The following is a 14,275-nucleotide window of genomic DNA, read 5'->3' as shown; positions in this document are numbered from 1 at the left end:
ACTGGAAGCTCGCGATGCAAAACACTCACGTCGACCATAACAGTCGGGCCGTGGGCGCAACGCTCTCGACTCAAAATGTCAGTCTGACCTGAAGGCCCAACACCAGGGCGTTGGGAATCGTCATCACGCCGTTCGGCCGGATCACATACTGGACGTTCGGCATCAATGAAAACCACGGGGTCAGCTGCGCACGATAGTTGAACTCGATGGTGGTCTCGGCGGACTGAACGCTGACCGATCCCGGTGCTAGCGCGTTCGCCGCATTCTGCGCCGCGACCAGCGTGCTGCTCACCTTGCTGTAGCTGACCGCCAGGCCGATCGAATCACCGTCGCGGTCGGCAAAGGTTCCCTTCAGAAGAAGGCCGAGCTGCCCGATATATTCGAGCATGGCCGTGCCGGGGGCGGCATAGGCGATGACGGCAAAGGCCGTCAGTCCACGGTCGGTCCCCGGCGCCGTGGGGTAGATCATCTGGTCGGCCTGGCCATAGAACCCCCAGCGGCCATGGGCCAGCGCCTGCGGGCCGCCGACGGGGGATCCGAGGTAAGGCACGTCGGACGTATCGTAGTATCCGCCGAGCCTGTAATGGCCCTTCAGGCCGGTCCTCCCGAGGCGCGGCTGCCAGCCCAGCTGGGCCGGCATGATGACCCCGGTGGCGCCGGAGATCCCCAGCTTGAAGCCGTTGGCCGGTGCGGCCAGCGTCGGGTTGACCTCGTAGACTCCGGTCTGGAAGTAGACCTCGTCGGAGAGACTGACCTTCGCCATGCCACCCCAGCTGCCGGTCGGATAGATGGTGAAGCCGCTGTTCACGACGATGGCGATCTGTCCGCAAAAGCCGTTGTTCTGGAAGTAGCAGTAGATCGGGGAGGTCGCGAAGTCGTCCGAGGCGTGCAGCCAGCCGAGCTTGATGCGAAGGCGGTCCTCCAGCAGCAGCTGCTCGTAGGACAGTTCGGCCAACCGCACGTTCTGTCCGGCGCCGTAAATCTCCTGCACGGAGATGAAGCTGCCGATCGTGTTGGCGGCCAGACTCTGTCCGGCGCGCTGGGTGAACGTCACGTGGAGCTTGGCCTTGGGCCAGCCGATCAGCTTTTCGAGATCGAAATCGGCGCCGGCGTCGACCTGCTCGGTATAGGCCGCGCCTTGCTTCAGTCCGCCGATGGGATTGGCCGCGGACTCGGCAATATGGTGGGCGCGCAGCGTGATGCCTTTGGCCTCGAGATCGCTGCGCAGCCCATTCCAGTCGCCGGTCATGTACTGTCCCTGCAGCCACGATGACAGGCCCGGGTTCGTCGCTGCCGGTTCGTCGGCGCGCGCCGATCGGCTCTGCAGCGTGGTCGCGCCCAGAAGCGCACACCACAACGCGATCGCGACGCCGCGGATCAGGCTTCCAGCCGACATCGTCCGGTTCACCTCTGGAACGGCTTCGACGAGAGCACTCTGGCGAAGGCACGGGATCTTCACACCGTCTTTTCCACCACGTCGATGCAAAAGGCCATCGTTCCGGCACCGAGGACATAGTGGGCGGGAACTTCGGCCGATGGCGCTCCCGCGGGCAATGGGCGCATCAGGACATGGAGGGCCGACGTGTCGGCATCGACTTCACGCCCCAGCGCGGCGCACTGCCGGCGGAGCCAGCTTCGGAACAGGGTGAACAGGCGGGCTGCATCGGCTTTCGCGGCGTGCACGAGCTTGGCAACTCGGCAATTCGTCTACGCTAAACTGCTGTTCTAGATTTTGACGTTCTGGCCTTCGAGGCCGGTTCCAGCAAGTTGGAGAACCCGACGGACTATGTCTTCGCTGTCTTCGCTCGTCAGAACTTGGCGATCAATGAGTAGCAGCCCGAGGCCATGTACAAGCGCCCAGATAAATAGTCCTGCAACTGGAAGTTCCGCGTTGGAGAACCGCTTCTCGAGGTTGGATTTCATGATGTTGTAAGAGTGCTCTCGAAGTTGGCGTATGGCCGGACTGTTCCGCGAAACCGCCGGGAAGCCCTCGCCAAACATCAATCGGTAGAGCGCGGGATTGGCACGCACGAACGCGACGTAAGCTTCGCCGTAAGGTGCCAAGGTGCCCCGGCCACTGGACGGTCCAACCGTCAGGCATTCGATCAATTCTCTTGCGCCCTGTTCCGCCAATCCAAGGGCGATCGCCTCCCGACTGGGAAAGTGATGATAGGCGGAGGGTGCGGAGACACCGACCCGTCGAGATATTTCTCGCAGGCCCAGGAAGGACGGACCGCGCTCTTCGAGAACCTCTCGCGCTGCTTTGAGAAGCGCATTGCGCAGATCGCCATGATGGTAGGGCTTGATGCGCTTCTTCTTCGCGCGGGCGGCCATGTTCAACTCCGGGATTACTAATCTTTACAGTGTTAGAATAATGACCTATGAGACGCCCGATCGCAATCGTGCGTTGGCGAACGCCTGGGGGAGAACTTGCATGCAGAATGGACAGCCGAGCCGTACCGCGCTGGCGGCGGCAATCCAACGCGCTGCGCACCAGACGTTGGATGGGGGTAGTATATTCAGGGATCGCTTTGCCCGCGTTCTCCTGGGCCAGGAGGCTGGTGCCCTAATCGATGCTGTTGCCGCTGATCCCGCGCAACGGCAGATGCGCATGTTCATGGCGGCCCGCAGCCGTTTTGCCGAGGATTGTCTGGATGCTGCTGTTTCGCGTGGTGTCCGTCAGGTCGCAATTGTGGGAGCGGGGCTCGATACGTTTTCACTGCGCAATCCGTACGCTTCCCTCGGATTGCGTGTCTTCGAAGTCGATCATCCGACAACGCAGGCATGGAAACGTGAGCGCCTTGCCGAAGCGGGTCTTGTCGCACCAGCGTCACTGACATTTGCGCCAGTCGATTTCGAGTGTCAGAGCCTTGCCGAGGGGCTGGTTGCCGCTGGGTTTCAGCCTACCCAGCCTGCATTCTTCCTCTGGCTTGGAGTTGTGCCCTATCTGCGGCGGGACGCCATCTCGGCGATACTTCAATTCATCGCGAGCGTGCCGAGGTCGGAGGTCGTGTTTGATTACTCCGAGCCCCTCGAAAACTATTCCCTGGAGCGCCGCGCAAATGTGGCTGCCGTAGCCGCACGCACTGCTGCGATTGGCGAACCCTGGCTGAGCTATTTCGACCCATTGGAGCTATCGACGGATTTGCGTGATAGAGGCTTTCAGAACCTGGAGGACCTTGGTCTCGCTGACATAGCCGTTCGCTACCTTGGTGCCCCGAAAGGCAACGCAGCAGGTGACCCCGGACCGCATGTCATTTGCGCGCGTCGCCTCGACGGGGCGACTGCGTAAGGCGGCAAATCGATCGAGACGGTTGGATGCGTCATGTCCGCGCCAGACAGCTCTTTCAACCGGGCTCATCGTGCATCCATGCGGAAAACGACGGTGTTTGCGTCGTTATGCTTGGAATATCGCGATCGGTGGGACTGGCGGAGGGGGTGGGATTCGAACCCACGGTGGGCGTGAACCCACGCCGGTTTTCAAGACCGGTGCCTTAAACCGCTCGGCCACCCATCCAGCTCAGGGAATTCAAATACTTAGCTTCGCTGTAGCGCGCAACGAGAGAGAACGTCCCTGAACCGCCGACCTCGGGCTGGCAAGAATGCCTCCGTGCCGGGGGGCATGCAAAAAATGTTGATCGCTCGACACCTTGCAATCTTGCGGACTAGGATTCTTCCCGAAGGGAAGAAGCGCATGCATCTTCAACGTCGTCTCTGCGTCACCGCCGCAGGTCTCGTCGCCATGGCCGCGATCGCGGGCGCGGAAGTCCGGGCTCAGGCGATGCCGATGGAGCGCATCACCGGAGACGGCGGGCGCTACAGGGTCGAACTGCCCAAGGGCTACACGTCCACCAACTCGCCGCGGCCGTCGTGAGGATCGCCGAAGCGGTCGGCCTGTGCGGCCTCTCGCTGCTGCTGGGCACCGGGGCCGCCGGGGCAATGACGCCGGTATCGCCCGAGCAGATCCTGTGCAGCGGCGACCATATCTTCGTCGGCCGCGTGACGGCGGTGGCCAACAGGGATTGCCGCCTCGGGTCGGATCCCGTGGGCTGCCGGCAGCAGAGGAGGAACGACGTCGAGCTCACGATCCGCGTCACGCGGGTGATGGGAGCGCGCACGACCGCACCGGGAGAGCTGCGCGTCGGCCAGACCATTGCCGCCCGGTCCTTCACCTATTCGAGCCCGCACAACACGAAGAAGTTCACCGGCCAGGGGGCGCTTGCCTTCCGCGCGCGCCCGGAGGCGTTGCTGCCGGAGGGCTGGCTGCAGGCCGCCTATGTCGGCCAGGACTTCCTCTTCTCCGGCAATGCCGCCCGGGTAATGGTGTGGCCGGCCGATGGAGCGGCGTGGGCCGCCGACTCCATGATCCATCCGGAAAAGCGCTACGGCGGTGACTGCGCCGTACCGTTATAGGCGCGGCAGGAGCGGAGGCATCGCCTGAGGGAAGCTGCTTTGCCCCTGGCGTTTCTTCCCTCGCACCGCAGGGCTAATGCATGGAGTGGGCCTTTATCGCTCCATTTGACGGCTCTAACAGGCCGTTGAAAAGGTCGGAGTCCCGGCAAACAAACGAATTAAACGAAATAGACGAAACAATCGAAGCCGGAGTCGCACCCCCACGGAATCATGTGTCGTGGTAACCGTTACGGGTCAATTTCGCTCGCCTCATGCAACTTCCTGCCCGCGGCCATGCCGTGAAGCGGGAGCGGTCCGGGGCCAGGCGGCCGAGCGATCGCTCGCTCTGGCCCTGAAGCGGCCCGACCTACGCGGATCGTCAGTAGCCGCCGATCACCGGCAGGATCTCGCCGGTGATGTAGCTGGAGCAGTGTGGGGAGGCCAGGAACACGAAGGCGGGGGCGATCTCCTCGGGCTGGGCCGGGCGCTTCATCGGCGTCTTGGCGCCGAACTGGGCGACGTCTTCGGCCTGCTTGTCGGCTGGATTGAGCGGCGTCCATACCGGCCCCGGCGCCACCGCGTTGACCCGGATGCCGCGCGGGATCAGGTGGGCCGAGAGCGACTTTGTGAAAGCGTGGATGCCGCCCTTGGTCATCGAATAGTCGAGCAGGAACTTGCTGCCCTGCAGGCCGGTCACCGAGCCGTTGTTCACGATCGAATCGCCCGCCTTCATGTGCGGCACGGCGGCTTGCGTCATGTGGAAGTAGCCATAGAGGTTGGTCTTCAGCGTGCGGTCGAAATGCGCCTCGCTGAGATCCTCCAGCCGTTGGGCGTGGAGCTGGAAGGCGGCATTGTTCACCAGCACATTGAGGCCGCCCAGGGTCTCCACGGTCCGTCGGACCGCGAGCTTGCAGAAGCGCCGGTCGGTGACGTCGCCCGCCATCACGAGGCAGCGCGCGCCCTCGGCCTCGACGGCTTGGCGCGTGGTCTCGGCATCGCCCGCCTCGTCGAGATGGACGATGGCCACGTCGGCGCCCTCGCGCGCGAACAGGATGGCGATCGAACGGCCGATGCCGGAATCGCCGCCGGTGATCAGCGCGACCTTGCTGCGCAGCTTCATCGAGCCTTGGTAGTAGGGCGCGTCGTACATCGGCGGCGGATCGAGCCGCGATTCGTGGCCCGGCTTGGACTGGTGCTGGCGCGGCAGCGGCGGCTCGGGATAGCGGCGGGCGCCGGCCTGCATGGCGCCGTCGAGTTCGAGCGCGGGCCGGCTGTGGTCGGCGCGCGCGGTCTTGCGCTGCAGGGTGCGGTGTTTGCGGGCAGTGGCCTTCGGGCTTTTCATGAGACTCTCTGCAGAGGCGAGGAATGAGCTTCCCTGCAGAATGCGATGGCCCTCGAATCGTTGCGTACGGTATCGATCCCTCGCGGCGCGCCGCCTTGGAGGAGCGTGTGGATTGAACTAGGGTGACTCCCCAATCCATTCGCAGGGATCTCGATGGCTCTCGTCAAGAAGACCAAGCTCGCCTCCGGCCGCGTCGGCGCCGCGAGCGCCAAGGCCCCTGCGTCCGCTGGCGCGTCCATGGCGAAGCCGGCCGCGCGGTCGCGTGCGGCGGTCGTCTCCTCCGCCACGCGCGGCAAGGTGTCGGAGCGGCTGGCGGCGGCGACCGAGGAGCTGGCGAGCGGTCTCACCGAAGCCTCGGCCGCGGCCGAAGAGCTGCGCCGGTCGATGGATCAGATCGCCAGCGGCGCGGCCGAAGCCGCCGGTGCGTCTCAGGAACAGGCCGCGGCGATCAAGCGTGTGGTCTCGAACCTCGCCTCGGCACGCAGTCAGGCCGACATGACGCGGCGGCGTACCGAGGCCGCCGAACTCACGCTGGCGGAAGCCGCGGGGCAGATCACCACGTCGGCGCGGGCCATCGAGCGCAACGGCCAGCGGCAAGGCGAGTCGGTGGCGCTGGTCACGGAACTGGAGCGCCGGGCGGGCGACATTGCGGCGATCACGCAATCGGTCAGCCGGATCTCCGACCAGACCAACCTGCTGGCGCTGAACGCCGCCATCGAAGCCGCACGGGCGGGCGAGCAGGGGCGCGGCTTCGCGGTGGTCGCCGACGAGGTACGGGCGCTAGCCGAGACTTCCGAGAAAAGCGCGCAGGACGTTCAGAAACTTGCCGACGAGATCCAGAGGGACGTGCGCGATGTCGCCGCCGCTTTGCAGAAAGCGGCCGAGTTGGCCGGAACCCAGGCGAAGGCCGGCGGAGCGGTCGTCGCGACCCTGGGCACGCTGCGCCAGGACCTCCAGACGATCGCCGTCGGCAGCGAAGACACGCTGACCGGGCTGCTGGAAGCGGAACGCGCCGCCGGCGAGGCGCAGAAGGGCGCGACGCTGGTCGCCGAGGCGGCAGAGGAGCAGACCGCCGCGGCGAGCCAGTCGCAGGTCGCGGTGCAGGAGCAGGCGAAGGCCCTCGACCAGGGCCAGCTTGCGGCCCAATCCCTGGCACTGATCGCCGAGAAGATCCGGACCGGCGACGGGACGCTGGCGGCAGCCGAGCAGGTCGGCTCGACCGCCGAGGAACTGTCGGCAACCCTGCAGGAGCTGTCCGGCGCGGCGCAGCAGATCAACGGCGCCGTGTCGCAGATCAGCCGCGGCGCCCAGCAACAGTCTGCGGCGACGCAGCAGACCTCGGCGGCACTGTCGCAGATCGAGAATAGCGCCCGGGCCGCTCAGACCAACGCCGTGCGTGCGGAGGAGCGACTGGCAGCATTGCGCACCTTGCTGGGAGACAGCGCGTCGGCGGTCGAAAGCCTGCTGACGGGCGTCGCCGGCGGGCTGGAGGATACGCGCGCCGCCCTGGGAACCATCGGCCGCCTCGAAGCGGTCGGCCGGCGCATTGAGAAGATCGTGAGCGGCATCTCGCTGATTGTCGTGCAGACGACGATGCTTGCGGTCAGCGGCTCGATCGAGGCGGCACGGGCCGGTGCGGCCGGACGTGGTTTCGCGACGGTCTCCAACGACATTCGCGGCCTTGCCCGCGAGGCGGCGGAAAGCGCCGACACCATCAAGGACACGGTGGGCGGCATCCTCGACCAGATCGCGTCCGTGCGGCGCGACCTCGAGCAGATCGTGGCTGCAGTCGACATCGAGGTGCAGGCCAACCGCTCCCTGCAGGCCGTCTTCGCCAAAGTCACGGAGGAAGCCTCGACGCTGGCCGACGCCACGCGCGAGATCCTGCACAGCGCCGATCAGATCCTCTCGTCCACGGTCGAAACGGCGGCCGGCGCGCGGCAGATCGCGTCCGCCGCCGAACAGGCGAGTGCGGCGTCGCGCCAGGCCGCCCAGGCCTCGGCAGAGCAGGCGCGCGGCGCCGAGGATCTTGCCGGCGCCATCGAGGAAATCGCTTCCCTCGCCGACGAGTTGCGCCGGGATCGGAGCTGACGTGGCGGTGGCCACGCAGGTTTCTCCGCCAGCCGCGACGCATGTCCCCGGGGTGGCGACGCGGCGCTTCCTGACGTTCCGCGTCGAGGACCGGCTGTATGCCCTGCCGGCGGAAGAGGTGACGGAGGTCATCCGCATGCCGGCGCTCGCGCGCGTGCCGCATGCGCCGAAGGGATTGCTGGGCGTCGCCAACCTGCGCGGCACGGTGCTGCCGGTGGCCGGATTGCGCGGCCTGCTGGGCCTTGGCGAAGCGCCCGCGACGCGCGCCCTCGTGCTCGACGGCGCCGCACCGGTGGCGTTGGCCGTCGACGCGGTCGCGGCGCTGGTGACGGTCGCGGGCGACCGGATCGAGACGCGACCCGCCGAACTGGCGGCCAGGCCCGGCGAGCGGCTGCGCGGCGCCTTTGCGGTCGGCGACACCGATACCGTCGCCAGCATCGTCGACATCGCGGCCCTGATCGCCGCCGCCTTCGTGGCGCAGGACCGTCCGCGCCATCGCCACGCCCTGTCGGCCGCAGGTCGTTCGGCGACCGTAGCCGGCGCAAACGACGAGCGGCGCCGGCTGGTGAGCTTCGAAGTCGCTGGGCAGGAATTCGCACTCGATCTCGGCGCGGTGCAGGAGATCATCGATGCGCCGATCAGCCGCGCGGCGCTGCCGGCGAGCGACGGCGCGGTGCTGGGCGTCGCGTCGTTCCGCGGCACTCTGCTGCCGCTCTTGTCGCTGCGCGGATTGCTGGGCTTTGCCGAGCCTGCCCAGCCGACCGGTCGCGAGAAGGTCGTCGTGGCGCGCATCGGCACGGCGCTGATCGGCCTGATGGCCGATCGCATGCGCACGCTGTTTGCGGCCGACGCCGACTTGATCGAGGAGGTGCCTCCCGTTCTCGCAGCGCGAATCGGCGGCGAGGCCAGGGTGACGTCGATCTACCGCGGCGAGGGCGGACGCCGCCTGGTATCGCTTCTGGAGCCGCGCACCCTGTTCAAGGAGGAGGTCATGCAGCGATTCGGCAACGCCCGGTCCGCCGTGCCGGCCGGCGCCGATGCGCCACCGCAGGAGCGGGGCGAGGAACGGCAATTCGTGGTGTTTCGTCTGGGCGACGACGAGTTCGCCCTGCCTATCGAGGCGGTGAACGAGGTCGCGCGCGTGCCCGCACAGATCACGCGTGTTCCCAAGACGCCGAAATTCCTCGAAGGGGTAATCAACCTGCGCGGCGAAGTCCTGCCGGTGGTCGACCAGCGCCGCCGCTTCGACCTGCCGGCTCTGGCTGACGGGCGCTCGCGGCGCCTGCTCGTGGTCCGGACGGAGAACCATCGCGCCGGGCTCATCGTCGATTCGGTGTCCGAAGTCATGCGCTGCTTCGCCGACGAGATCGAGCCGGCGCCCAGCCTGACGGGCGAGAAGGTCCGCCTCGTCGAGGGTGTCATCAATCTCGAGGGCACGGGGCGCATCGTTCTCGTGCTCGACCCGGCGGAATTGCTGACGCGGGCCGAACGGGGCCTGCTCGACGCTCTGGAGAAGCCCCACAAGGCGCGTCCGTGATCAAGGTTCTCGTCGTCGACGATTCGGCGCTGATGCGACGGCTCCTCGGGCAGATTTTCGCGAGCGATGCCGAGTTCGAGGTCGAGTTTGCCCGCAACGGCGTCGAGGCCCTCGAACGGATCGCGGTGTTCGCTCCCCATGTCGTGACGCTCGACATCAACATGCCGCAGATGGATGGGCTGGCCTGCCTCGACCGCATCATGGTCGAGGCGCCGCGTCCCGTCGTGATGGTGTCGTCGCTGACCGCCGAGGGCGCCGACGCGACGCTGGAGGCGCTGCGGCTGGGCGCCGTCGATTTCGTCGCCAAGCCCGAGGGCGCCATCTCGCTGCGTCTCGAAGAATTGCGCGCAAACCTGGTCGGCCGCGTCCGCGCCGCCGCGCAGGCGCGTATCCGCCCGAGCGTCCGCCTGCGCGACCGCATCCGCCACCGCATCGGCGGAGCCGCGATGCCGGCGACGACGCGCGGAACCGTGCCTCGGACCCCGCGGTCGAGCAGCCCGGAACCGGTCGCGGCCTCGGGGGAGGGACTCGTGCTGGTCGGAACCTCGACAGGCGGACCGCCCGCGCTTGAAGCGCTTCTCACGGGCCTCCCTGCGGGATTCCCCTGGCCGGTCGTGGTAGCGCAGCACATGCCGGCGGCCTTCACCGGCGCGCTGTCGCGGCGGCTGGATGGGCTCTGCGCCGTGACCGTGACGGAGGTGGTGCGTGCCGTGTCGCTGCGCGCCGGGCATGTGTATATCGGCCGGGGTGATGCCGACATCGTCGTGACCCGGGGGGCGGGCGGGCTGGTCGCCATGCCACGGGCGGCGGATCCCGATTATCCGTGGCATCCAAGTGCCGAGCGTCTCGTTGTCAGCGCCATGGAACATGTGGCGCCGCCCCAGTTGATCGGGGTGTTGATGACGGGAATGGGATCGGACGGCGCCCAGGCGATGGCGTCGCTGCGCAGCCTGGGCGGCCGCACCATTGCGCAATCCGAGGAGACCGCCGTCGTCTGGGGCATGCCGGGTGAGTTAGTGCGCCGGGGCGGGGCGGACTGGATTCTGCCCCTGTCCGAGATCGCGCCCCGCCTCGTGCGGCTGGTGCCCTGACATGCCGCTGGTGCGCAAGCCGCCGGGTGAGCCGGCGCGTTCGCCCCCGGCGCGCTTCGAGGCTCGCGCGCTGACGGCGGGCAGCGACGACGAACGCTGGGCCGCCGCCCGCAGCGCCGCCTCCTATCCCCAGGCCCTGGCCGCTCTGGCCGTGGCCCTGCCGCGCGAGCGCAACCCGCGCGTGCGCGAGGCGATCCTCACCAGCATTGCGCGGATCGGATCGGCCGAAAGTGCCGCCGCGCTGCTACCGCATCTCCGGTCGGACGTAGCGAGCCTGCGGACGCGCGCGCTCGACGCGCTGCGCGCCATGCCGGCCGCCGTCGCGCCGCACCTCCCGGCGTTGTTGAGCGACGGCGATGCGGATGTCCGACTGTTGAGCTGCGAACTGGTACGGGAGCAGCCCGAGGGCGACGCGAACCGGCTGCTGGCCGTCTTGCTGGAGCGCGAGCAGGACGCGAATGTCTGCGCTGCGGCACTGGAGGTCGCCTGCGAGATCGGCGACCGCACGCTGCTGCAGGCCCTGATGCGCTGCGAGCAGAGCTTTGCGGCGGACCCGTTCCTGGGGTTCAGCATCGCGGTGGCGCGCGAGCGGATCGAGGCCCAGCGCGCGGGTTCCCGTGAGTGAGTTCCCGCTGGTCTCGGAAGAAGAGTTCCGCAAGGTCGGCGAGTTTCTGTACCGGCGCACCGGCATGGTGTTCGCGGAGACCAAGCGCTACTACATGCATCGCCGCATCGCAGAACGCATGGCGGAGCTCGGGCTCGCTGATTTCGCTGCCTACTTCCACCGGCTGAGAGTCGACAGCGACGGCGAAGTCGAGCAGTTCATCAACGCTTTCACCGTCAACGAAACCTACTTCTACCGCGAGGACCACCAGCTTCGCTGCCTCACCGCCGATCTTCTGGGCGAACGCATGCGCGCGAAACCGGCGGGCCAGAGCTATCGCCTGTGGTCGGTGCCGTGTTCGACCGGCGAGGAGCCGTACTCGCTCGCCCTGTGGCTGCTCGAGAACTGGCCCGAAGTCGACACCCACGAGATCGAGATCCTGGGATCCGACATCGACACCAAATGCCTTGAGGCAGCCCGCGCTGGCATCTACGGAGCGCGCGCCCTGATGCGGCTCACGCCGGCGCTGGTGGGGAAATATTTTGAGGCGGCCGGCCCCGACCGGTGGCGCCTGGTTGCCGACCTGCGCGATTCGGTGCAGTTCAGTCCGGTCAATATCGTCGATCCGGAGTCAGTGCGGGCGCACGGCACCTTCGACGTCATCTTCTGCCGCAACGTTCTCATCTATTTCGACGATGCCTCGCGCCGACTGGCCGCCGAGAACCTCTTTGAAAGTCTCGCGCCGGGTGGTTTCATCTGCCTCGGGCACACGGAATCGATGAGTCGCGTGTCGCCCTTGTTCGAGGTACGCCGTTTCGCCGACGCCATCGTCTACCAGCGACCCCGGGGGAAAGCCCATGGATGATGCGGCCTCGCCGAGGCGCATTCTGATCGTCGACGATGCCGGCCTCGTGCGCCGCTTTCACCGCGACGCGCTCGAGAAGGCCGGCTTCTCCGTCGTCGAAGCCCTGAACGGGGTCGAGGCGCTGGAGAAGATCCTCGCCGAGCCCTTCGATCTGGCCGTGGTGGACGTGAACATGCCGCAGATGGACGGCGTCACCTTCCTCGAGGCGTTGCGCAATCTCGAAGGGGAGGAACGTGCACTGCCGGCCCTGGTTGTCAGCACAGAGGCGGCCGCCCGTGACCGGGAGGCCGCACGGGCCGCCGGTGCCAACTACTATCTGGTTAAGCCGGTTCGCCCCGAGGTACTCGTCGAGCATGTCATGCTGATGAGTGGGGGCGCTCGATGAACGAATTCATCGAGCAGTTCCTGGTCGAAGGGCGCGAGCTGGTGGCGCAGGGCAGCGACGACCTGCTGGCCCTCGAGGAAAACCCCGGCGACAAGGAGCGACTCGACAGCGCCTTTCGGGCCTTTCACACGCTGAAGGGTGCCGCCGGCATCGTCGACTTCGAGGCGATGGCGCAGGCTCTTCACGCCGGCGAGGACGTGCTGTCGGCGGTGCGGTCGGGCGCCGTCGTCATGACCGCCGCCGTCACCGATCTCTGCCTCGCCTGTCTCGACCAGGTAACGACATGGCTGGACCAGATGCAGGCGACGGGCGAAGTCCCGTCCGACGCGCAGGCGCGTGCCGATCAGATCGCGCGTCAGTTCCGTCTGGTCAGCGAGTCTGCCGGGGCGGCCGGCACCGATGCATCGCCGGACGGTCTGGAGGCTTCCCCTGGCACTGGTGCGCCGGCCGGCTCGTTGCCGGACGCCGCGCGCGACATCCTGGAAGAGCAGCTCAAACTCCTGCGCGACACCACGCCGGCGGGTCTGGCGGGGCGTCGGGCATCGGCCGTCGGAGTCGCGGCCAGCGTCCTGCGCGCGCTCGGTAAGGTTTCCTCGGCCAACCGTCTCGAAAGTCTCACCGGTGCGACGGCGGCGCCGGAGTTAGCCGGGGAAATGTTGGCCGGTCTCCTGGAGGAGCTCTGGCCTCCGCCTCCGATGCAGGCGGGCAACCTCGGAGCGACTCCGGCGGAAACGTCGGTGCGCGTCGACGTGCACCGGATCGATGCGCTGGTGAAGCTTGCGGGCGAACTCACGGTGGCCAAGAACGCGCTCGGCCACGGCGTTCGCCTGATCGAGGAAGACAGCGATCTGCGTCGAGTGGTGGCCGAGATGAAGGCGCAGCATCTGCGGCTCGAGCGGCTGGTCGCGGAATTACAGCAGTCGGTGGTGGCGCTGCGCGTGCTGCCGCTGCAGACGGCGTTCCAGCGGTTCCCGCGACTGGTGCGCGAAATGGCGAGCGCGCTGGGCAAGCCGGCCCGGCTGATGATCGAGGGCGCAACGACGGAAGCCGACAAGACCATCGTCTCGGCGATTTCCGAGCCGCTGCTGCACGTAATCCGCAACAGCCTCGATCACGGGCTGGAAACGGCGGAGGAGCGCGTCGCCCTGGGGAAGCCGGCGACCGCCACGATCCGTCTGCGCGCGCTGCGCCAGGGAGAGCATATCGTCATCGAGGTCGAGGATGACGGTCGCGGCGTCGACCTCGACCGCGTCCGCGCGGTGGCCGCCGCGCGCGGTGTGGCGTCGAAGGCGGTGCTGGACGCGATGAACGAGGTCGAGACGATGGACCTCATCTTCGCGCCGGGCTTCTCGACGGCGGCAACCGTGAGCGACCTCTCGGGTCGCGGCGTCGGCATGGATGTGGTGCGCACGACCGTCGAACGGCTGGGCGGACGCGTGTTCCTCACCAGCCGGCCCGGGCTCGGCACGCTGGTGCGCTTCAACCTGCCGTTCACGGTGATGATGACGAGGGTCATGACCGTCGAGGGGGGTGGGCAAGTGTTCGGCCTGCCGCTGGAAGCGGTCGTGGAGACGGTCCGGGTGCCGCGCGCCGCCATCGCCGCCGTGGGCGCGGCGCGGGCCTTCGTCCTGCGCGACCGCACGCTGCCCGTCATTGATCTGGGCAAGGCGCTGGGGTGGGAGCGCGCTCCAGGCGGACCGGAGGCGACCATCGTCGTGGTAAGCGCCATGGGCCAGTTGGGGGGATTGGAGGTCGACCGGCTGGGGGACCGGCTCGACGTGATGGTGACGGCGCCGGACGGCCTGCTGGCGGGCGTCCCCGGCATTGACGGCACAACCCTGATGGGCGACGGCCGAGTCCTGATCGTCCTCGACATGAGGGAACTTCTTTCATAACCATACGTTTAGCGTTTCCCATCGAACAGAAACGGCATTGGGTGTTGACGTACACATCGCCGGGGGAGACATG

The 14,275-nt window shown here is 67.3% G+C and carries 14 protein-coding genes and 1 tRNA gene; 10 read left to right on the top strand and 5 right to left on the bottom strand.

Features of this window, described 5'->3' with window-relative positions; genetic code table 11:
* Nucleotides 1-70: 70 nt before the first annotated feature.
* The 3 genes from ACQY78_RS02600 to ACQY78_RS02590 are packed head-to-tail and all read right to left on the bottom strand — an operon-like array spanning nucleotide 71 to nucleotide 2,334.
* On the bottom strand, nucleotides 71-1,396 hold the full coding sequence (locus ACQY78_RS02600; RefSeq protein WP_428682461.1) for a carbohydrate porin: 1,326 nt from the start codon (nucleotides 1,394-1,396) through the stop codon (nucleotides 71-73).
* A gap of 59 nt (nucleotides 1,397-1,455) precedes the next feature.
* A complete protein-coding gene (locus tag ACQY78_RS02595; protein ID WP_428682459.1) occupies nucleotides 1,456-1,683 on the bottom strand; it encodes a hypothetical protein in 228 nt (75 codons plus the stop codon).
* A gap of 42 nt (nucleotides 1,684-1,725) precedes the next feature.
* Nucleotides 1,726-2,334, bottom strand: coding sequence for a TetR/AcrR family transcriptional regulator (locus ACQY78_RS02590; protein WP_428682457.1), 609 nt, complete (start codon nucleotides 2,332-2,334; stop codon nucleotides 1,726-1,728).
* Nucleotides 2,335-2,434: 100 nt separating this feature from the next.
* On the opposite strand from ACQY78_RS02590, the gene ACQY78_RS02585 reads away from it, so the two are divergent.
* Nucleotides 2,435-3,292: a class I SAM-dependent methyltransferase gene (locus ACQY78_RS02585; RefSeq protein WP_428682455.1), complete on the top strand. Its 858-nt coding sequence runs from the start codon at nucleotides 2,435-2,437 to the stop codon at nucleotides 3,290-3,292.
* 135 nt (nucleotides 3,293-3,427) lie between these two features.
* On the opposite strand, the gene ACQY78_RS02580 is transcribed toward ACQY78_RS02585, so the two are convergent.
* A tRNA-Ser gene (locus tag ACQY78_RS02580) sits at nucleotides 3,428-3,517 on the bottom strand.
* A gap of 177 nt (nucleotides 3,518-3,694) precedes the next feature.
* On the opposite strand from ACQY78_RS02580, the gene ACQY78_RS02575 reads away from it, so the two are divergent.
* Nucleotides 3,695-3,874, top strand: a complete 180-nt coding sequence (locus tag ACQY78_RS02575) for a hypothetical protein (RefSeq protein ID WP_428682453.1) — start codon at nucleotides 3,695-3,697, stop codon at nucleotides 3,872-3,874.
* A complete protein-coding gene (locus ACQY78_RS02570; RefSeq protein ID WP_428682451.1) occupies nucleotides 3,871-4,413 on the top strand; it encodes a hypothetical protein in 543 nt (180 codons plus the stop codon). Before ACQY78_RS02575 ends, ACQY78_RS02570 begins: the two co-directional genes overlap by 4 nt.
* Nucleotides 4,414-4,771: 358 nt before the next feature.
* Here ACQY78_RS02570 and ACQY78_RS02565 read toward each other — a convergent pair whose 3' ends face one another.
* Complete coding sequence (locus ACQY78_RS02565) at nucleotides 4,772-5,734, bottom strand: SDR family oxidoreductase (RefSeq protein WP_428682449.1); 963 nt, start codon at nucleotides 5,732-5,734, stop codon at nucleotides 4,772-4,774.
* A 153-nt stretch (nucleotides 5,735-5,887) separates the two neighbouring features.
* Between ACQY78_RS02565 and ACQY78_RS02560 the strand changes: the two genes are divergently transcribed.
* The 7 genes from ACQY78_RS02560 to ACQY78_RS02530 are packed head-to-tail and all read left to right on the top strand — an operon-like array spanning nucleotide 5,888 to nucleotide 14,202.
* Entirely contained in the window at nucleotides 5,888-7,825 is a 1,938-nt protein-coding gene (locus ACQY78_RS02560; RefSeq protein ID WP_428682447.1) for a methyl-accepting chemotaxis protein, read from the top strand.
* A 1-nt stretch (nucleotide 7,826) separates the two neighbouring features.
* Complete coding sequence (locus ACQY78_RS02555) at nucleotides 7,827-9,362, top strand: chemotaxis protein CheW (protein ID WP_428682445.1); 1,536 nt, start codon at nucleotides 7,827-7,829, stop codon at nucleotides 9,360-9,362.
* Entirely contained in the window at nucleotides 9,359-10,453 is a 1,095-nt protein-coding gene (gene cheB / locus ACQY78_RS02550) for a chemotaxis-specific protein-glutamate methyltransferase CheB (RefSeq protein ID WP_428682443.1), read from the top strand. Before ACQY78_RS02555 ends, cheB begins: the two co-directional genes overlap by 4 nt.
* 1 nt (nucleotide 10,454) lies before the next feature.
* Entirely contained in the window at nucleotides 10,455-11,078 is a 624-nt protein-coding gene (locus tag ACQY78_RS02545; RefSeq protein ID WP_428682441.1) for a HEAT repeat domain-containing protein, read from the top strand.
* The gene (locus tag ACQY78_RS02540; protein WP_428682439.1) at nucleotides 11,071-11,922 is read left to right on the top strand and encodes a CheR family methyltransferase; all 852 of its coding nucleotides are present in this window, start codon (nucleotides 11,071-11,073) and stop codon (nucleotides 11,920-11,922) included. Before ACQY78_RS02545 ends, ACQY78_RS02540 begins: the two co-directional genes overlap by 8 nt.
* Nucleotides 11,915-12,307 carry a response regulator gene (locus ACQY78_RS02535; protein WP_428682437.1) on the top strand — a complete coding sequence of 131 codons (393 nt, stop codon included), beginning with the start codon at nucleotides 11,915-11,917 and terminating at the stop codon, nucleotides 12,305-12,307. The genes ACQY78_RS02540 and ACQY78_RS02535 overlap by 8 nt, the downstream gene beginning before the upstream one ends.
* Nucleotides 12,304-14,202 (top strand): chemotaxis protein CheA, encoded by a 1,899-nt coding sequence (locus ACQY78_RS02530; protein WP_428682435.1) that lies wholly within the window; start codon nucleotides 12,304-12,306, stop codon nucleotides 14,200-14,202. Before ACQY78_RS02535 ends, ACQY78_RS02530 begins: the two co-directional genes overlap by 4 nt.
* Nucleotides 14,203-14,275 lie beyond the last annotated feature (73 nt).

Source organism: Reyranella sp. (genome assembly GCF_965279625.1).
Classification (GTDB): Bacteria; Pseudomonadota; Alphaproteobacteria; order Reyranellales; family Reyranellaceae; genus Reyranella.
The sequence above is the reverse complement of the archived record's forward strand: the minus strand, read 5'-3'. Positions and strand labels throughout refer to the sequence as shown.